21 protein-coding genes and 1 pseudogene are annotated in these 18972 nt (G+C 53.1%); 15 read left to right on the top strand and 7 right to left on the bottom strand.

All coding sequences use genetic code 11. The features are described from left to right. Window positions 1–53 precede the first annotated feature (53 nt). From SYN7336_RS15970 to SYN7336_RS15955, 3 genes are all read left to right on the top strand, one after another. Window positions 54–359: a hypothetical protein gene (locus SYN7336_RS15970; protein WP_017326957.1), complete on the top strand. Its 306-nt coding sequence runs from the start codon at window positions 54–56 to the stop codon at window positions 357–359. A 225-nt stretch (window positions 360–584) separates the two neighbouring features. Next, the gene (locus SYN7336_RS15960) at window positions 585–1274 is read left to right on the top strand and encodes a lipid-binding SYLF domain-containing protein (RefSeq protein WP_017326956.1); all 690 of its coding nucleotides are present in this window, start codon (window positions 585–587) and stop codon (window positions 1272–1274) included. Between the two features lie 154 nt (window positions 1275–1428). Further along, a complete protein-coding gene (locus tag SYN7336_RS15955; protein WP_017326955.1) occupies window positions 1429–1830 on the top strand; it encodes a hypothetical protein in 402 nt (133 codons plus the stop codon). 25 nt (window positions 1831–1855) lie between these two features. Here SYN7336_RS15955 and cbiE read toward each other — a convergent pair whose 3' ends face one another. From cbiE to SYN7336_RS26245, 3 genes are all read right to left on the bottom strand, one after another. After that, window positions 1856–3121 carry a precorrin-6y C5,15-methyltransferase (decarboxylating) subunit CbiE gene (gene cbiE, locus SYN7336_RS15950; RefSeq protein ID WP_017326954.1) on the bottom strand — a complete coding sequence of 422 codons (1266 nt, stop codon included), beginning with the start codon at window positions 3119–3121 and terminating at the stop codon, window positions 1856–1858. Next, window positions 3111–3701: a precorrin-8X methylmutase gene (locus tag SYN7336_RS15945; RefSeq protein ID WP_017326953.1), complete on the bottom strand. Its 591-nt coding sequence runs from the start codon at window positions 3699–3701 to the stop codon at window positions 3111–3113. The genes cbiE and SYN7336_RS15945 overlap by 11 nt, the downstream gene beginning before the upstream one ends. A gap of 95 nt (window positions 3702–3796) precedes the next feature. After that, a complete protein-coding gene (locus SYN7336_RS26245; protein ID WP_038026040.1) occupies window positions 3797–4234 on the bottom strand; it encodes a hypothetical protein in 438 nt (145 codons plus the stop codon). Between the two features lie 395 nt (window positions 4235–4629). On the opposite strand from SYN7336_RS26245, the gene SYN7336_RS15935 reads away from it, so the two are divergent. Next, window positions 4630–5406, top strand: a complete 777-nt coding sequence (locus SYN7336_RS15935) for an alpha/beta fold hydrolase (protein WP_017326951.1) — start codon at window positions 4630–4632, stop codon at window positions 5404–5406. Window positions 5407–5421: 15 nt separating this feature from the next. After that, window positions 5422–5694 carry a hypothetical protein gene (locus tag SYN7336_RS29050; protein ID WP_156820177.1) on the top strand — a complete coding sequence of 91 codons (273 nt, stop codon included), beginning with the start codon at window positions 5422–5424 and terminating at the stop codon, window positions 5692–5694. 95 nt (window positions 5695–5789) lie between these two features. On the opposite strand, the gene SYN7336_RS15925 is transcribed toward SYN7336_RS29050, so the two are convergent. Further along, window positions 5790–7424, bottom strand: a complete 1635-nt coding sequence (locus SYN7336_RS15925; RefSeq protein WP_017326949.1) for an alpha-D-glucose phosphate-specific phosphoglucomutase — start codon at window positions 7422–7424, stop codon at window positions 5790–5792. Window positions 7425–7979: 555 nt separating this feature from the next. On the opposite strand from SYN7336_RS15925, the pseudogene SYN7336_RS33040 reads away from it, so the two are divergent. From SYN7336_RS33040 to SYN7336_RS28140, 5 genes and pseudogenes are all read left to right on the top strand, one after another. Next, a pseudogene (locus SYN7336_RS33040) lies at window positions 7980–8174 on the top strand (type II secretion system protein); the annotation flags it as partial. A gap of 87 nt (window positions 8175–8261) precedes the next feature. Next, window positions 8262–8570 (top strand): hypothetical protein, encoded by a 309-nt coding sequence (locus SYN7336_RS32360; RefSeq protein ID WP_227498714.1) that lies wholly within the window; start codon window positions 8262–8264, stop codon window positions 8568–8570. Window positions 8571–8629: 59 nt separating this feature from the next. Beyond that, complete coding sequence (locus tag SYN7336_RS15915) at window positions 8630–9112, top strand: prepilin-type N-terminal cleavage/methylation domain-containing protein (RefSeq protein ID WP_083885769.1); 483 nt, start codon at window positions 8630–8632, stop codon at window positions 9110–9112. A gap of 114 nt (window positions 9113–9226) precedes the next feature. After that, on the top strand, window positions 9227–10234 hold the full coding sequence (locus SYN7336_RS15910; protein WP_156820176.1) for a PilW family protein: 1008 nt from the start codon (window positions 9227–9229) through the stop codon (window positions 10232–10234). Between the two features lie 41 nt (window positions 10235–10275). Continuing rightward, on the top strand, window positions 10276–12369 hold the full coding sequence (locus SYN7336_RS28140; RefSeq protein WP_156820175.1) for a hypothetical protein: 2094 nt from the start codon (window positions 10276–10278) through the stop codon (window positions 12367–12369). A gap of 112 nt (window positions 12370–12481) precedes the next feature. Here the strand turns inward: SYN7336_RS28140 and SYN7336_RS15900 are convergent, their stop codons facing one another. Further along, window positions 12482–13567, bottom strand: a complete 1086-nt coding sequence (locus SYN7336_RS15900) for an ATP-dependent 6-phosphofructokinase (RefSeq protein WP_017326944.1) — start codon at window positions 13565–13567, stop codon at window positions 12482–12484. A 106-nt stretch (window positions 13568–13673) separates the two neighbouring features. On the opposite strand from SYN7336_RS15900, the gene era reads away from it, so the two are divergent. Next, a complete protein-coding gene (era, locus tag SYN7336_RS15895; RefSeq protein ID WP_017326943.1) occupies window positions 13674–14654 on the top strand; it encodes a GTPase Era in 981 nt (326 codons plus the stop codon). 41 nt (window positions 14655–14695) lie between these two features. Further along, window positions 14696–15451, top strand: a complete 756-nt coding sequence (locus SYN7336_RS15890) for a YebC/PmpR family DNA-binding transcriptional regulator (RefSeq protein WP_017326942.1) — start codon at window positions 14696–14698, stop codon at window positions 15449–15451. Between the two features lie 18 nt (window positions 15452–15469). Here the strand turns inward: SYN7336_RS15890 and rpmB are convergent, their stop codons facing one another. Both rpmB and SYN7336_RS15880 read right to left on the bottom strand, forming a co-directional pair. Continuing rightward, complete coding sequence (gene rpmB / locus SYN7336_RS15885) at window positions 15470–15706, bottom strand: 50S ribosomal protein L28 (protein WP_017326941.1); 237 nt, start codon at window positions 15704–15706, stop codon at window positions 15470–15472. A 50-nt stretch (window positions 15707–15756) separates the two neighbouring features. Continuing rightward, on the bottom strand, window positions 15757–16080 hold the full coding sequence (locus tag SYN7336_RS15880; RefSeq protein ID WP_017326940.1) for a hypothetical protein: 324 nt from the start codon (window positions 16078–16080) through the stop codon (window positions 15757–15759). A gap of 401 nt (window positions 16081–16481) precedes the next feature. Here SYN7336_RS15880 and tmk point away from each other — a divergent pair, with 401 nt between their 5' ends. The 3 genes from tmk (at window position 16482) to SYN7336_RS26235 (ending at window position 18927) form a co-directional block, all read left to right on the top strand. Continuing rightward, window positions 16482–17159 (top strand): dTMP kinase, encoded by a 678-nt coding sequence (gene tmk, locus SYN7336_RS15875; RefSeq protein WP_017326939.1) that lies wholly within the window; start codon window positions 16482–16484, stop codon window positions 17157–17159. Next, window positions 17156–18124 carry a DNA polymerase III subunit delta' gene (gene holB, locus SYN7336_RS15870; protein WP_156820174.1) on the top strand — a complete coding sequence of 323 codons (969 nt, stop codon included), beginning with the start codon at window positions 17156–17158 and terminating at the stop codon, window positions 18122–18124. Before tmk ends, holB begins: the two co-directional genes overlap by 4 nt. Window positions 18125–18609: 485 nt before the next feature. After that, entirely contained in the window at window positions 18610–18927 is a 318-nt protein-coding gene (locus SYN7336_RS26235; protein WP_173399686.1) for a DUF1830 domain-containing protein, read from the top strand. The last annotated feature ends 45 nt before the right edge of the window (window positions 18928–18972 follow it).

The raw sequence follows: 18972 nt of genomic DNA, 5'->3' as shown, positions 1-18972 counted from the left end.
GCCGTATCTTAAGTCACATAAGAAAACTTGGCCTCTTCAAAGGAGCGAATTGAATGCTGTTTGCAGCTGTGCCCCCCGCGCCCACTGGTTGGTCGTTCAGCATCGGTATAACGATGATTCTGTGCAATGTTTTTGCCATTTTTCTCTGGAAGTCGGTCGTTCCCTTGATTAATTCCTGGCTGGACAATCTGGGTTACGAAGAACGCGCTGCCTATGCCGTTCCCGAAGGTGCCGAAGGCATGAGTTTCAACTTTGGTTTAGTCGAGCTGTCTTTGCCCGAGCTTTTAGGGGCCACCAGCCTCGGTCACGTGTTTGGCGCTGCTACCATTCTGGGCTTGACTCAGTTGGGTGCCCTCTAGAGAACAAGTTTGCAGTGACTCTGTTGGTTTCTGGTTAGTCAACCGCTCCCCAGTAATGGGGAGCTTTTTTTGGGGAGTCGTCAGGGTCAGAATTGCAGTATATCGACGTTGCGGCTAGCAATGGCTTCAATTGAATAGAGGCGATCGCTATTGTCTGCGAGCAACATTGTTCTCGGGCGACGTTCGAGCGATTTCCACACTAGCCAGTTGTTGGAGGATAAGTCAATGAAATGGAATCCTGCTTGGGTTGTCGTACCGATCGCGACAGCAGTGACGATCGCGGCGAGTCAACCGGCGATCGCTGACCCCGCAGATACCGTGCGCAAAGCCACCGACAACTTTGAATCCATGATTCGAGACCCCGACACCCGCATCCCGGCGTCGCTGCTGCGCCAGAGTGCGGGGATTGCCATTATTCCCAATGTCGCCCAAGGGGGATTTATCATTGGCGCTCGCCACGGCAAGGGGGTATTGCTCTCCCGCAACCCCAATGGATCTTGGAGTAATCCGGTGTTTTTGTCCCTCGGCGGCGGCAGCATTGGATTGCAGGTGGGAGGTCGGTCGAGCGATGTCATCTTGGTGTTTCCCACCCGCACTTTAGTGGATCGGGTCCTGACTGATGGGGTAGAGTTTGGCGGCAGTGTGTCGGGGGTGGCGGGGCCGGTGGGGACGCAACCGGTGGATCCGATTGGGGATGGATTCCGCGACGATCGCGTCTATACCTATTCCCGCAGTGGAGGTTTGTTTGGCGGCGTTGCGATTGAGGGAGGAGATCTGTCCATCAGTCACAACAGAATTGAAGAATTCTACGGCCAAGCCTATAGCCCCGACCAAATTTTGAATAATCCCACAATCCCAGCGCCTCCACTGGTGGAACCGCTCAAAGCAGCGCTGCGATCTGCAGCAGCTCGATAGCGGCGATTGGTTGAGGAAATCCTCAAGCAGGCAAGAAATATTTCAGAATGTATCGCTGACTACACCACTTGCCTAGGCATTGAGGATAGTCATTACTACAATTACATCATCTCCAAGTCGCGAAATGATTCTTGCTTGTGGAGGGGTCAGCACAATGAATGCATCCGAAAAAGCCACATCGCTCGAAGCGACCGCCAAGATCGCGACAGTCGTGAATTTGTTTAAGCAAGAATTTCCTGGCGTCAAAGCCAACTTGCATCCTTGGGCCAACGATCGCGAAACTCTCGCCCAAACCGATCCCGATTCCATCGATTTAGGCTTTAATTTTCCACCGGGGAAAACATTGGTGCAATTGAGGTTTTCTGGCGATCGCCTGATCGGAATCGATGCCGTTTGTTTTGGCCTCTTCAACAATCAGCGCTGGCGCTTCTCCACCATCGCCAACTGGGACTTTCTCGGCCCCAATCCTCCTCTGAAAGGATTTTGCGATCGGTTCAGGCTCGTTTGCCGCGAACTGTTTGACATCTTTAACGGCGCAGAAGAGATTGCCAGCTAATCGCCAAACACTGCAGCGATCGCCCTCAATTCTGGCTCTCCGATCGCCGCTGCGCCTGCAACAGTGTCACTGGGTTCAGAGGAGAAAAGCGGGTGGCGCTGGCGATCGCCACCGATCGAGCCAAATTGACCTGCAGTAACTGTACCCTCCACCCCATCGACTGCAAATAGGTTTGCGCCGCCAAACAATTCTCCAGCGTGGCAAAGTTTGCGACAATCATGCCCCCCGACCGCAGGCGCTCGACACAAACCCTCAGAATCTCGACGATGCGCTTGCCTCCACCCCCTACGAAGACGCGATCGGGCAAGGGTAATTGCTGGAGAACCTCGGGAGCAGTGCCCGCGATCGCTGCCACTGTCCCGAGTGCAAATCGCTGTGCATTCGCTCGAATTAACTCGATCCCGGCCGCATCCCGCTCAATTGCAAACACAGACAGCCCTGCGCCCAGCCGTGCAATTTCTACCGACACCGAGCCCGTTCCCGCCCCCACATCCCAAACCACTCCCCGCTGGGGCAGTTGGAGCAGCGAGAGCGATAGACTGCGGACCTCTTGTTTGGCGATCAGTCCGGGGCGATCGGGAAAGGTGAGAAAGTGGCGATCGGCAATTCCCACTAAAGGCAAGCGATCGAGCTGCAGGGGAGGCGAGGGGGGTTGCTGGAGAATGACGATGTTGGGAACGGGAAACTCGCGCTCGATCGCCCCTTCCAGTTGGCAGTGTTCGATCTGTTCCGAGTCTCCCCCCAGGTGACTGCACACCCAGAGGTCGTAACGGACGGGCAAGCGCAGATCGAGGACGAATTGGGCGATTGCCGCTGGCGAATGCTGTGGGTCGGTCAGCACAGCGATGGGGGATTGGCTTTGTTTGAGGGCCGCTTGGAGAGATTCGAGCGATCGCCCGTGAACGCTTTGGACCGTGACAGATTGCCAGGGAATGTGGAGGCGATTGCAGGCCAGTTGGACGCAGTTTAGCTGGGGATAAAAAGTCAGTTGCGATGGGGGAAAATGATGGGCCAGCAGGCGACCAATGCCGAAGAAGAAGGGATCGCCCGTCGCCAGCAGCACCACATCCTGCTGTTGCAATTCCTCTTGCAGCAATGGAATCCAGCTCCGCAGGGGTGGGTTGAGTTCGAGTTTGCGTCCGGGGCAGTGGCGGACCTGTTGCAGGTGGACAGGCGGTCCGGCGATGACGGAGCTGCTGTGGAGGAGCGATCGCGCCGAGTCTGACAATCCCTCCATCCCATCTAGCCCCATACCCACCACAGAGAGCTGATGTCGGAAGTTAGTTGGCATAAGCCAAATTTACCAATGCATTGACCGTAGCGGCTGCCACTGGCGAGCCCCCCTTGCGTCCCTCGACGAGAATGTGCGGCACATCTAACTGCGCCAGCGCCGCTTTGGAGCGCTCCACCGCCACAAACCCGACGGGAACCCCCACAATCAGGGCGGGGGCAATGACTTCCTGTTGTACGAGTTCCACTAATGCCAACAGCGCCGTCGGTGCATTGCCCACGACAAAGATCGCCCTGGGATAGGCGATCGCTAACGCTCGCATCCCCGCTTCCGTCCGCGTTTGCTCCTGCGGCACAACATCTGGAACATGCTCGATCGCGCAATGGAGCGGGCACTGTTGCAATGCGCCTGCCACCGCCACTGCCACCATGCGAACATCGACGATCGCGGGCAACCCCGCTCGAATAGCCGCGACCCCTGCCGCGATCGCCCCCGGACTAAATCGAAACAAGTGCTTGAGTTCAAAATCAGCCGTAGCGTGAATAGCCCGCCGCACAATGGCGTATTCGGCGGGCAATAACGAGTGAGAACCGATCTCGCGATCGACGATCTCGAAACTAGCGGCGGCGATCGGGTGCAAGGGTCGTTAGGGATCTGGAGAATGCCATCCTAGCCTAGCGGCTCTCGGTCCCCAGCCACAGTCTGTCAATCGAGTGGAGCCCTGAAGGCGATCGTCTATTCAATCTCAGTTAAATATAAAGAGTAGGGATAGGTGCCCGAGCCACTGCCGACAAAATCACCAATCCAGATTTGATAGGTGCCCGCAGGCCAGGTGCCCCACAACTGCGGCAGCAGCCCCACTTCATCATCCCGACAGAAGCGCCCATCGGGCCCCGTCACCAGCAGGGTTACGTCCCCCGGTGCATCAACATAGGCTTTTAAGTATTGGAAAGGCTTCGTAACCGTCAGGACATGATCGGGAGTGGTATCGATATACCCGCAATCTCCCGTATTTACGGTACCGCCAGACATACCCGTTCCCACCGCTGGGTCGGGAGTAAAGCCAGGGGATAAGTAAAAATTCTCGTATTGGGCCTCGGCTGCCAGGGGCAGAGCCACGGCCACGATCGCGCTTAATGCGCAGCCTCGGGCCAATGTAGTGATTATTCTCATCATGAGTGGAAGTCAGTAAAAAATCAGTTCGTTACTTTTACCAGTACCCCGATTATGCTTGAAAATTACTGACATTCCACGTTTCATCAACAAACCTAAATCTTTCTAGCCGGTTCAATTCAGCCTCGGGCTCGGCCTATTCCCCAGAGCTCGAGCTCGATTTCGAGAGCGCGAGACTCAAGCTTTTTGCAAGAGTTGGATAGCCTTGCGCCGATCTGCGCTGCGATCGATAGGAGACCTGAAGGGGAGCTCTGTTGGTGTTTTGCTGAGCTATAAACGCTACTATAAATTGCGATTTATGAAATGATCTTGATATTTTGACAAATTGCTGAGTGTGGGCTGCCAAGCTAGTAATGTCTCCCCATCAACCTTATCGAACTAGGAGCAGAGTTACTGTGGACAGTTGCGTCAAAGTTCCATTTAAAGCGACGCAAGTGTTGTGGCTCAGCCTCAGTTCGCACTTACATCAACTCGATCGCCCTCTATTGCGAGGTTTGAGCCAATCAGTGACGATCTCGACTTGGCAATACTGCCAGGGGCCGGACGAGCCGGGATCGCTAGCCGAAGCAGTAGTCTTACTGGATGACTATTTGTGCTCGCTATCGCAGCCGGTTCATTTGGTAGGGCACGGCATGTCGGGTGTCTTGGGATTGATCTATGCCCGATTTTTTCCCGAACAGGTTAAATCGCTCTCGTTATTGTCGGTAGGGGTGCAACCCGCCGCTGATTGGCAGGCGCATTATTATACTCGCCGACAGGTGTTGCCCTGCAGTCAGGCACTGGTCTTAGCCCAAATGGTGCGGGAGCTGTTTGGCACTCAGAAATTGGCCGTGTCAAAGTGGTTGCAAGCGCTTTTAAAGCAAGATTTAGAAGACTCTCTATCCCCTCACTCTTTATGGAAGATCGACTCCATTCCTGCCGGGGGCTGCGACGTCCCGCTCTTGGTTGCAGGCAGTCGTGACGATACTGTGGTGACCGTCGATGCCTTGAAGGAATGGACAAAATGGTTGAAAGAAGGCGATCGCCTCTGGGTCTGTCCTCGAGGTCGGCATTTCTTTCACCGCTTTTATCCCCAGTCGATCGAGACAGAGTTGCTGCAGTTTTGGTCGGCAGCAGAACGCCAAACTCCCCTGAGGCGCAGTGCGTTTGCTAGGCCCCGCTCTCTTCTCTAGGCGATCGCCCACCCGATGCCCGTTCTCCGCTCCCGCTCCTTCCCTGCAATTATGACCATCCCTCCCGCACTCGGTTGTGCCATCACCCTCTCGCTCCTCGCCTTCTGGGTCTGGAGAACATTACTGACCCTCAAACGCGGTTTCGATCGCCTGCGACGACTCCACCAGATTCCTTGCACCGGCTGCTCGTTCTTTACCGGCGAGATGCGGCTGCCTTGCACAGTTCACCCCGCCACTGCCTTTACTGAAGGGGCAATTTCCTGTCGAGATTTCGAGGCTATGCCTTAGCGGAACTCCGCTTCGGTCCAACCTCTCTGCAATCTCTATCGAGCAATTGCTGCAAGAGTATAGTCTCGCGGCAATTGCTGTGAGGAGTTGTTGGTTTAGGTCGTTACTGTCGGCTTCTCGCGGCCCGTAAACTTGCGAATCTTCGCCAACTCGTCAGCCAGAGCAATTAACGACGCCAAAGCCGTCTGAGGATCGAGGTGATGCTTGGCAGAGTCGGGCTCGAAGCTTTCGAGATAGAGGCGTAACGTCGCCCCCTGAGTGCCCGTACCGGACAGCCGGAAAACCATGCGGGAGCCATCAGTCATGCCAATACGAATACCTTGCTTTTCCGCCACACTGCCATCCACTGGATCGGTGTAGCTAAAATCGTCAGCATATTCGACCTCAAACGGTCCCCATTCCTTACCCGGCAGATCGCAGAGCATCCCCCGCAAGCGTTCCATCAACTCCGCGGCAGACTGCTTATCCACCGCTTCGTAATCGTGGCGAGAATAGTAGTTGCGTCCGTACGCGGCCCAGTGCTCCTGACAAATCTCCTCCACCGACTTGCCGGTTGCTGCCAAAATATTCAGCCAGAACAATACCGCCCACAAACCGTCCTTCTCGCGAACGTGGTCCGAGCCCGTCCCGAAACTCTCTTCGCCGCAGAGAGTGGCTTTGCCCGCATCCAGTAAATTGCCGAAGAACTTCCAGCCCGTCGGGGTTTCGTAGCAGTCGATGCCCAGTTTTGCGGCGACGCGATCGACAGCAGCGCTGGTGGGCATCGAGCGGGCTACACCTGCCAGACCGTTCCGATAGCCGGGAACGAGGGTGGCGTTGGCGGCGAGAATGGCGAGGCTGTCACTGGGGTTCACAAAAAACTGGCGACCGAGAATCATATTGCGATCGCCATCGCCATCTGAAGCCGCGCCAAAATCGGGGGCGTTGTCTCCAAACAACAACTCGACCAAATCGCGGGCGTAGACCAGGTTGGGATCGGGGTGCCCGCCGCCAAAGTCTTCGAGGGGAGTCCCGTTTTGAACGGTGCCGGAGGGTGCGCCTAGCTTGCCTTCAAAAATGGCGGTGGCATAGGGGCCGGTGACAGCGTGCAGTGAGTCCATACACATGCGGAAGTTGCCGCTGGTAAGGAGTTTGCGAATTTTATCGAAGTCAAACAGCGACTCCATCAGCTCGGCGTAGTCGACAACAGCATCCACGATTTCGATCGTGGTGTTGCCTAGTTGGGTGGTGCCGAGGCGATCGAGATCCACATCCCCAGCTGCGAGGATGGCGTACTCGGAGAGGGTTTTGGTGCGATCGAAGATGGCGGAGGTGACCTTTTCGGGGGCGGGGCCGCCATTGCCAATGTTGTACTTAATGCCGAAATCTTCTGTGGGGCCACCGGGGTTGTGGCTGGCCGAGAGGACAATGCCGCCGAATGCATTGTGTTTGCGGATGATGCAAGAGACGGCCGGCGTGGAAAGAATGCCGTTTTGGCCGACGAGAATACGTCCAAAGCCGTTGGCCGCTGCCATCTTGAGGATGATTTGAATCGCTTCGCGATTGTAGTAGCGTCCGTCACCCCCCACCACGAGAGTAGCCCCCCGGTAGCCTTGAAGGCTGTCGAAGATGGATTGGACAAAGTTCTCTAGGTAATTCGGTTGCTGAAAGGTGGGAACCTTTTTGCGCAGACCGGAGGTGCCGGGTTTTTGGTCGGTATAGGGGGTTGTCGAGATGGTTGTAACGTTCATGCTCAAGCTGGAAACTGAATAAGTTGGCATCGAGCCAGTGCATGCAGCTCGACACCTCTGTAATGTATCTTCTCTCGCGTTCGTCTCTTCATCTGTTGGCTAGGCCACTGGGGTGCAGAGTCACAAGCCAATCAACCGATTCAGAGACTCGTTGGTTTGAATTGAAATTACATCATTGAAATTGCACATGGGTCAATTCATGCAAAAGCAGCAAGCCAAATAAATGCGACCAATTGAGTAATTTTAAAGTATAAAATTTATTTATATACTTGAGATGTAGGATAGAAAGACTGTGAAGTTTAGATAAAGTTTTGCCCTCTTCCTAGAAAGAACTGTAGGTTCTTGGGGAACAATACCGGTGTTACACAAAACAGCAGATCCTAATATTGGGCTTGATGTCGTTGCTTCTTATATTTTTATGCCACAGATCCATTGATCTATGTGGCATAATTCTTACTGAGCGACACTTAAGAGTTTATAGGCTGTTGCTGTAAATGATACCGACTCACTTGCAGTGTTATCAGTATCCATACTGTTGAGCCATATATCGGACGAATGCTTCAACCAACTAATGGCGCTCTCTGTTGCCCTAGTGTTGCTATGCACAAATTGAGGAGATTTCTAGTGCTATCCCATCTTCACGAACGAGTGGCATTAGCATCTATGCTGCGATTCAGCTCCGAAAGGGGTCAATCTTTGCCAGAACTGCTAGTGGTTTTGGCAATTATTGCGATTGGAGCCGGACTTGCAGCTCCTTCGCTGTTCAACGTAGACGACCCGCTCAGGCTGTCAGCAGATCGACTGAGCAGTCATATCAGGCAAGCCCGGACTCGTGCAATGGCGACAACAAGTGCCTATCGAGTCATTACCGTAGATGACTCTGAAATTGCAGTTCAGCAGGCGAACAACTGTGGGGCGGATCCAGCAAGCTTTGCAGACGATTCTGCTATTAATGACCTCGAAATAGAGGATAGCGTAGCCATGACGATTGGCTGGGAAGTGTGTTTTAACAGCCAAGGCATCGCCGTGATGGCTCCTGGTGTCAACGTTATTCAACTGAGTGAGAGGAATGGAGGAGCAATGGGCAGAACCGCTAATTTGAACGTTTTACGGGGTGGATCGATTGATTTACAGATTTCTCAATAAGCTCCAATCTTCAAATACAGCTGAAGCTAAAAGTTGCCAGAGGAAAAGGAGAAAAACAAATGGCGATCGCTAAAGGTTCTCGAAAGCACCAAGTGCGTAGCAATTCGGAGCAACTATTGTCAATCTATCAACCCATCGGAAACGGCGATCGCGGTTTCACCTTAGTTGAGACGTTGGCAGCGCTCGCCATCGTACTCATCGCAATTGGCGCTTTTTCATCTGGCTTTGTGGGAATGACATCATCCAACCGCTCTACCCAGCGACGCAACGACGCCATGTTGCTCGGCAGACAGGAATTAGATCGGCTTCGACAGCTAGACTTCGGTGCGCTACCGGCAAGTGGCACTGAAACTACACCTGTGGTGACATTCAATGGCGAGAACTTCACTGTTATGACCGAATATTGTCCTCCCGATGCCGAGCCAAACTACTGCACCAGTCCCAATCGACGCCACATTCGAGTGACTGTCGTCAACAACAACGACCCAAACCCACAGCGCAGCCAATTTGTTACTGAAACAGTTTTCGTTCCACTTGAGTGAGAATTTCAATCTCTAGCGAGCGATCGGCCATTACGTACTCTTCTGAACTCTGTTGATTTGGTAGTCTTGCAATTCACCAAATGGATTAGATATTCTACTTTTGAGATTCTAACAATGAAACTTTTTAGTCTGATAAAATACCTTCTCAAAACTGAGATGAAATCGCCTCGAAATTTAGGCTTTACATTAACCGAGTTGGTTGTTAGTGGCTTGATTGCTTCTGGGCTTTTTGGAGTTGCTTTCACACTTGTGTTTGCAAATCGAAATCTGTACATACGAGATCGCGAAAGAACAGCTATCAATCAAGATTTGCGAGCGGCGATCGATATTGTTGGCAATGATATTCGTCAGGGAGGTGAACGTTTACCATCTGATTTTCCAGCGATTGTTGTAGTTAATGGAGTAGGAGGGGCTCCCGATCAGTTGATTGTTCGTCGAAGCCTGAGCAATCCTCTAAATGTCTGTGGCAATATTGCTGCAGGTGGAAATAGTAATATTTCACTTTCTAATATGGGCATTAGTGGATGTGATACACAGGATACTACGCTGAATGACTGGTCACAATTCCGAATGGCTAATGGAGATGCTTCAGGAATCATTACGGCTGCAATATACGACACCACAAAAATAAACCAACCTAGCCAGGGGATAGAGTTTTTTCCTTATGATGGCGAAGACCTCAGTGACTCCACCAATTTGATGCTTTCCAGAGGTACAGGAACTTGGGCTGATTCATATCTTGCTACAGATCAACCTCGGATTTATATACTGCAAGAAAATCGATATTTCTTGAGTTCTCTGGATGCAGATCCAGGCAACTGCTTTAGTCCTGGCGCATTTCTAACCCTAGTAACGAACCGCAATTGTGCAACTGGACGATTTGGAGTTTCCAGCCAAATCGATAATTTTTTTCTTCAAGTATGCTTGGAAGATATGGATGGAAATATCGCTTGCCAAGCTAATTTGACCGCAGTTCAATCGGCAAATCGCTCGGCTGGTTGGCGTACGCTTGCCAGGGTAGATGTTGGATTCACTGGATCTAGAGATGTGAGCTCAGATTTAGAGATCGATCGCACTATCGCTTCAAGCTTTTTCCCTCGCAACGTCTTGTCGTTCGACTAAAGAAGTATTCTCGTCTCGCTCATTATTGGGGTTTAGCCTACATGAATAGTTCTCGTTCTTCTAATCTCTACGCACGTATCATCTTCGAGATCGCGCACAAACGATCAACCCATAACCGTGGGTACGCTTTACTGATTTCGGTGAGTGCTACTTTAGTCCTGTTGACACTACTCTCCGCCTACTTCGCCTTAACAAAGTTAGAAACATTTGCGTCTCTATCGTCAGTATCAAGTAGTATCGGGTTTGATGCTGCAGAAGCAGGCTTAAATTTAAGAGCTGAAGTTGTCCGAGAGATATTTGAAGGCTTTAATGTGCCTCAGGGGACCGAACTCAATGAAAATCTCCCTGCTTGTATAGATGGCAATGAAGGTACAGTTGATTTTAATTGTGACACCATTGAAATTAATAATTATCAAGTCAGCACGTATCTCATTCGAGTAGATGGCGATCCGTTAGATGCTCCAAGAGTCTTCCCGATTCCACGTGGCGAACTATTTGAGAATCTGAGGGCGCAAGAATATACTTATAGTGCATTTTCTACAGCCACCCGAAGGGGCGAAGACGATCCTCAGGCTATCTTGCAGATGGTATTTAGAAGTCGATTGGTGCCATTATTCCAATTTGCTGCATTTTACAATAAAGACTTAGAGATTTTACCCGGTCCGCAATTTAATTTGATCGGACGAGTTCATACGAACGGCGACCTCTATTTGAATGGCGCGCTCGACATCCAGTCTTTCTCGTCAGACAATCCGTTAGGTAACGATGTTAATGTCACGGTGGCTGGAGACCTCTTTCGAGGGAGAAAAGACCGCGACGAGTGCGGCGGCACTGTTAGAGTATCGCCTCAAGGGGGAGGTGGCAACGCAGTAGGATGCAACGGGCGAGTTGCTATTAGCGATAATTCAGCTTCCGCAGTAACCAATGCTAATGGCTTGATCGATGTCGAGCTCGATGCATTAGAATTGCCCGATGTCAGTATCTTCGACCCCAATCCTGGCGCAGGAGAGGAAGCCGAATATTGGTCTAGTGCCGATCTTCGCATAGTACTAAATATCAATAGTACGGTTCCACCTACTTCTCAATTAACTCAATTTGATGGTACGCCAGTTACACTAGGAGGTAACAATGTTGCAGTAGAAATTCGCAACAGTGATGGCACCGTCGATCAAGCGCGTACTGCGCTTCTCAACTCACCAGCTTGTATGGATAATCACTCAGGCTTTACGGACGCTGTAACTGGGCTCCCGATTTTAACGCCCCCTGTTTACTTGAGCGGAGCTAGTGAAGGGGTGATGAATATCTTAGATGAAAATGGCGATCCCTTCACACCAACTGGTCAATTTTCTAACGTTCGAGAAAATAGCAATATTGTGTTAGCGGATGTCAACATGGAAGCTTTACTCAATTGCATCAACTCTCAAAATTTGCTAGATAGTGGCAGAGCCCTAGACGATGCCACTGATGGGGGCCTCGTGATCCATACAACAGTCGCGAACGGTAACGATTTAACCAAAATGCCGGGGCAGATCACAAACTACGGCGTTCGACTCTACAATGGAGAAACTTTAGATGCCTCTGATGCAGCTGCTCCCAATCTGCAAGGCTTAACACTTGTATCCGACCAGGCAGTCTATGTTGCAGGCGACTATAATTCCAACAATAAAATCCCAGCCGCAGTTTTAGCAGACTCACTCAACGTTCTGTCAAATAATTGGGATGTGTGGACGGATGATGGCACTAATGGTGGCGGTGGCAATGGACCGGTCGCATCTGCAACGACCATTAATGCGGCATTTCTGGCTGGCACCGATACAACTGGACCGGCTGGTGGTGTGGAGGGGGCACCTCAGAATTGCGGCAATGAGTGTTACAATGGTGGGCTAGAAAATTATCCGCGCTTCCACGAGGATTGGAACGACGTAACGCTGACCTATCGTGGTTCTTTTGTGAGTTTGGGCGAACCTCGCTTTACCAACCCCAATCGTGTTTGGTTTAATCAGCAGTACCGTCCCCCCCTCAGAAACTGGAATTACGATCAAGACTTTAATACCGCTTCCAACCTTCCTCCCCTATCCCCGCGATTCGTTCTGTTGCGACAGGAGTTGTTTGTAAGGACGTTCGACCAGCAATAAGAAACGATCGCAGTCAGCGGCATGGAGGCGAGTTACACCCAGGGTTGCGGCGATAGAAACCGTGAGTGCGATAACTGACTGGCCCTATCCCTAACCCCTTGCCCTTTGCCCATCAATCGCCGAGGCAAATGCTCATGCCGCGAGCGGTTTGGATTAGCGTATCAGTTGAGTCGAGACAGCCATATTCGGCGATCGCCTTGGCGATCGGCAACACTTCCACTTTGTGGTTGCACCATCCCACCATGCAATCGAATTGTTCTTCGGCAATTAGATCGACTGCACGCACGCCAAAAGCAGTCGCTATCAAGCGATCGGTCGCCGACGGAGTCCCCCCCCTTTGAATGTGCCCCAACACGGTGACCCGGGTTTCGACATCGGCCAATTGGGAAATTTGTTCGGCGATCAGGCTGCCAATCCCCCCCAATCGCTGACCCCCTCGGCTCATCTGCTGCATGACGGTTTCCCCGCGCAGATTTTGTACCCCTTCGGCAACGACGGCCAGGGTATAGGCGAGGCCGCGCTGTTGGCGATCGCGAATTTTGGCACAGACTTTTTCGATGTCGTAGGGAATTTCGGGAATTAGGATAATCTTGGCTCCCCCGGCAATGCCCGCACTGAGGGCAATGTGTCCGGCATCGCGGCCCATCACCTCTAAAATCATGACGCGACGGTGGCTTTCGGCAGTCGATCGCAGGCGATCGAGGGCTTCGGTGGCGACGTCAATGGCAGTAGAAAAGCCAATGGCCAATTCCGTGCCGCACAGATCGTTATCGATGGTTTTGGGAATTGCCACCAGGTTCATTCCCGGTTCAATTTGAGCCAGTTTGCGCAGGATAGCGAGGCTGCCGTCGCCCCCGATCGCCACTAGTGCGCTCAAGCCGAGCTGGTGGTAGGCAGCGACAACCTCAGCAGAACGATCGTGGAGGCTACCATCGAGATCGGGAAAGGCAAAGGGGCTGCCGCGATTGATCGTGCCTAGCATCGTCCCGCCGAGGGGCAGCACGCCAATGACGGACTCTAGCGTCAGCGGGATTGTGTCGGGGGGAGAGGAGAGCAGACCGCAGGTCGAATTGCGAATCCCCATCACTTCCCAGCCATAGCCGTGAATCGCCCGGTGAACCACGGCGCGAATTGCCGCATTCAGCCCCGCACAATCGCCGCCGCTGGTCAAAATTCCGATCCGCCCTTTGTCGCCCATGGCTCGCCCCGCTATTAAAAATCTCGCAAGCTACAAAAGTCTCGTAAGCTGTTTGTACCCAAACTGAGACGCAAATTGGAAAATCTTGCGATTTTCTTATGGATGTATGACCAACCCTAATGCTACCCCTTTGCGATCGGGGTCTGAAGCCAATCTGTCAGACTCGATTCCCGGTCTACTCCCCCAAGCACCAGCAGGATTTCGCTCGGGGTTTGTCGCTTTGGTGGGACGCCCCAATGTGGGGAAATCGACTTTGCTCAATGGCTTGGTGGGTCAAAAGATTGCTATTACCTCGTCGATCGCCCAAACTACCCGCAATCGCTTGCAGGGCATCCTGACCCTGCCGAAGGCACAGGTGATTTTGGTGGACACCCCCGGCATTCACAAGCCCCACCATCGCTTGGGTAAAACGTTAGTGCAAACGGCTCGCGCCGCTCTCAACAGCGTCGACGTGGCGGTACTCGTTGTGGATGGGTCAGTTCCTGCAGGGAAAGGCGATCGCTTCATTGTCAATTGGCTCGCTCCGAATGTTCCCGCCATGCTCTGCCGCAACAAGCAAGATCTGCTCCCTACCGATTCCCAACAGCGTCAGACGATCGCGCAGAGTTACCGAGAACTCTTACCCCAAGCCCCCCAAGTGTCAGTCTCGGCCTTGGACGAGGCGACCTTAACGCCACTACTCGATCGCATCACCCAACTGCTGCCGGAAGGACCCTATTACTATCCCCCCGATTTAGTCACCGATCAGCCCGAGCGGTTCATTATGGGAGAGCTGATTCGGGAGCAGGTTTTGCTCCATACCCGCAACGAAGTGCCCCACTCGGTGGCGATCGCGATCGATCGGGTTGAAGAAGCCCCCAAAATCACTCGCATCTTGGCCACTGTGGTGGTGGAGCGAGACTCGCAAAAGGGGATTTTGATTGGCAAGCAAGGGCAAATGCTCAAGGCGATCGGCAGTGGGGCACGCCAACAAATTCAAAAGTTGATTGTGGGCAAGGTCTATCTCGAATTATTTGTAAAGGTCAGACCTCGATGGCGACAGTCGGCGGGGTTGTTGGCAGAGCTGGGCTATCGGGGAGAGGGGTAGTGAGATAATGAAGCAAGGTCAAGTGTGTATCGGTATTGCAGATGTCTCAAAGTAAGTGGGCCAGTATCCGACTCCATAAAGCGAAGGCCGATGCTTCCAAGGGAGCGACCTACACAAAGTTGTCGCGGGCAATTACAGTGGCGGCTCGTCAGGGGGAAGCAGACCCAGAGTCGAATTTTGCCTTGCGAGCCGCAGTTCAAAAGGCGCGGGCTGCCGGATTGCCGAATGACAATATTGAGCGGGCGATCGCTAGGGGAAGTGGCCTACTCACCGACGGAGAACAACTGGAATCGATTCGGTATGAGGGCTACGGTCCCGGTGGCGTCGCTATATTAATGGAAATTTTGACCGACAACCGCAATCGCACCGCAGCGGATGTCAGGGCCGCATTCAAAAAAATTGGCGGCAATTTGGGGGAGACGGGTTGTGTTAGCTATCTGTTCGAGCAAAAGGGTCACATTCGCCTACAGGGGCAGATTGACGAAGATGAACTCCTGCTAGCCGTGGCTGAAGCTGGGGGAGACGATGCGATCGCCGACGAGTCTGGGGCCGATGTGATTTGCCAGTTCGCCTTACTGGAACAGGTCTCGACTCAGTTAGGCAAGGCCGGGTACGAGACAGCTAGTTCTGCTTTGCGTTGGATCGCTAGCACAGATGCCGAGATCGACGATCCCGATACCGCTTGGAAGGTGGCGACACTGATTGAGAAACTGGAGAATCTGGATGACGTTCAGGCGGTGTTTACTAACTTTATGCCCGCCGAGAGTTGTGCTGAGGCATTGGCGGCGATCGCCTGAGTGCTTGCCACTACCTATTTAATAGGCATTCAAGTTAATGCCTGCTTCGCGAGCCATCGCCGCTAAACCTTTCTTTCTCAAAGTTTTGATCGCTTTGGTGGAGAGGCGCAATCGGACAAAACGCTTGCCTTCTTCCCACCAAACCCGTTTGTACTGCAGATTGGCCTCTTGAACTTTTTTGGTCCGACGGTGGGAGTGGGAGACCTGGTAGGCGTTGTTGCCTTTTTTCTGGGTGAGCTGGCAGTGGCGCGCCATGGTTCGAGACTTCAATCAACAGCCCAACTAGTCTAAACGATGCCCCTCACCTAAGCAACCATCGAGCCTGCAAACGCCTCCAAGGCAACGCGCAGCTTCTCAAAAAGCTGCTGACAGTGGTTGATGGTTTGCAAGGGCAATTCCTCGTTCTTGACAATGCAACTCCAATAGTCGCGATCGGCGGTCGAACGGTTCAAAAACAGCTCGGCAGTCACTAACCGGGAGAAAGATACCTTGCCAGCCTCTTCGCGTGCGACAATGTAATCGGCACTTTCATAAATGACGTTAAAGCCTTGTTCGCTCAATAGATCTTTAAGCTTGGAGCGTATCTCTTGGTCATTGGGCAAAGTAATGGCGTGAGAATAACGACTCATATCGATCGTACCGAGTGACGTTCGCAGGCCCTCTATGGCTTGCCCCTTCCCATACAAGCCAGCACGGGTCAGTTGCTCCCAGGATATCACCCATAGTTCTAGCAGCACGGAGGGCAGTTGCGTTTGAATTCGCTGCGCCTACCACTGTGCCCCCAGCAAGCATCGCTCAATCGCCCACTTACTAAGATTTCTGAGTAATAAGATTTCTGAGTAAGCTTGCCTAAAAGCTAATCTCTAAGCAGTCGAGAACCTTCGATTCTCAGATATTGGAATACCTGGGAACCATCCCTTAAGCTTAGCCGGAGAACCTCTGAACTCCCACTAACCTCATTAAGGATTTGGTTGCGATCGCCCTCAGCCATGGCTAGACTCCAGAAATCGCGAGCGTGAGTCCAACCCAGATGCCAACGGGATACTTCATCACTCTAGAAGGAGGCGAAGGAGCTGGCAAAACCACTCTGCTAACCCACCTCGCCCGCAAACTCGAAACCCTCGGCCATCCCACCCTGACCACCCGCGAGCCTGGCGGCACTCCCCTCGGCAACATCCTCCGCCAACTTTTGCTCGAAAGCGATCGCCTTGCCCCCACCACCGAGCTCCTCCTCTACGCCGCCGATCGCGCCGAGCACGTCAGCCAAACGATTCAACCTGCCCTCAATGGCGGCAAAATCGTCCTCTGCGATCGCTACACCGATTCCACCGTTGCCTACCAAGGCTACGGTCGCCAACTGGATCTCGATCTCATTCAGCAACTCAACCAGATCGCCACCTGCGGTCTCGCCCCCCACCTCACCTTCTGGCTCGACCTCCCCGTCGAAACTGGCCTCAAACGAGCCGGGGATCGCGCTAAAAATATGGGGCAAAGCCTCGATCGCCTCGAACAAACCCCCCTCGACTTCCACCACCGCCTCCACCATGGCTTTCGCCAACTAGCAGAACAAAATGGCGATCGCATCGCCCGCCTCGACGCCACCCAACCGCCCGACTGCCTCGCCACCGCCGCTTGGGTTCTCCTCACCACCCGCTGGCCCGAACTTGCCCAAACTGCACAATCACGATCTACCCCTGCACAACCATGATGCCTCCTTGCATCGGCCAAGACCTCGCCCTCCAATACCTGCAAGCGGGCCTCGCCTGTCAGCGCCTCGCTCCCGCCTATCTATTCGCAGGCCCCGCAGGCATCGGTCGCGCCCTCACCGCCCGCTGGTTCGCCCAAGCCCTCCTCTGCCCGGAGCGATCGCGATCCCGAGGCGATCGCCCCTGCGGCCAATGCTCCACCTGCCAGCGAGTGCAACAGGGCAGCCACCCCGACCTCCTCTGGGTCGAACCCACCTACAAACATCAAAACCGCCTCCTTACCCCCAGCGAAGCCATAGCAGCGGGCCTCAAACGCAAATCCCCACCTCAAACGCGCCTCGAGCAAATCCGCGCCATCTCCCGCTTCGCCATCCGCACCCCCCTCGAAGCCGTTCGCTCCGCCATCATCCTCACCAACGCCGAAACCCTCGCCGAAGCCGCCGCCAATGCCCTGCTCAAAACCCTAGAAGAACCTCGCCAAGCTCGCCTCATCTTGCTCGCCACCGATCCCGCTGCCCTCCTCTCCACGATCGTTTCTCGCTGCCAGCTCATCCCCTTTCGCCGTCTCTCCACCAGCCAAACCGCCGACATCCTTGCCCGTAACGGCCACACCGATATCCCCGCTGCCATCCTGTCCTTAGCGCAAGGCAGCCCCGGTCGAGCCATCCAGGCACTCGAATACTGGCAGGCGATCCCCGCCGAACTCCTGGAGCCGCTGCAACAGTGGCCTGCCACCCAGCGCCAATCTCTGCAACTGGGCAGAGCGATCGCCAAACAACTTGATGTCCCCGCCCAACTGTGGTTGGTGGAATACCTCCAACAGCACTTCTGGCAGCAATCCCGAGGGGCGATCGTGCAACGACTAGAGCAGCTCCGCAAACACCTCCTCGCATTCGTACAGCCGCAACTGGCCTGGGAGGTCGCCCTCTCCCCCGCGATCCCGACACAATCTGCAATCTCTCGTTAGGTCGTCGTCACGATCGGACATAAAACTAAAGAAAGTATAAAGGTAATCTTTGTTGCGATCCCCGCAGCTCAATAATCGCTTCAATGGGGCAAGCTGCTATAAGATACTGCCGATTTAAGCTGGGGGATACTGGGCTGAGGTCTGACGAGGGTAACCTTTAAGTCACTGGCTTTGTGTCAAATTCATGAACTTTTGATTTCTACACTTAGGGTTGAAATCAGTTAATTTCGAGAGAGCGGCGAGTAGTCTTTTAGGTATGAGCAGGTTTGGTATCCATAATTACCAGGTTTAAAGATGAGTCTCTAAATCGCTTGCTGTATAAAGTCTTCAGTCTGCTGGGGTGGAAGTTTTGTGGGATTTTGTTTCGGCTGACGGAAAAAATAATTCTGAACTTTTGTCGGTGCGTATCGCACACTACCACTTCGATCCCCAGCCAATGTTAAGTTACTAATAACTCAAAAATGAATAGTTTCCGGTCTACTACTATGCAAGCGATGGATTCCCTCCCCCTGGGTTATTCAACTAAAGGGCTAACGTGCTGTTACGTTAATGCCACCAGCTCCATCCAAGTTGCACGCATCACTAACATTCCCAATTGGTACTTCGAGCGGGTTGTTTTCCCCGGCCAGCGGTTGTTGTTCGAAGCCCCACCTCATGGCTGTTTGGAAATTCATACCGGTATGATGGCGAGTGCCATTCTGGCTGACACGATTCCTTGTTCCAGCTTGGTGGTTGAAAGCAGCAATGTTACCCCGCTAGAGACTTCATCCAGTGCAGTCCAAGCGAGTAAAATCGCCTCCTAGATTAACCAATCATTTTTTGGCCGCTAGCCTGACTGCAAGAAATAT

The organism is Synechococcus sp. PCC 7336, from assembly GCF_000332275.1.
GTDB lineage: Bacteria > Cyanobacteriota > Cyanobacteriia > Thermostichales > PCC-7336 > PCC-7336.
This window is presented reverse-complemented; position numbering and strand designations above follow the sequence as displayed.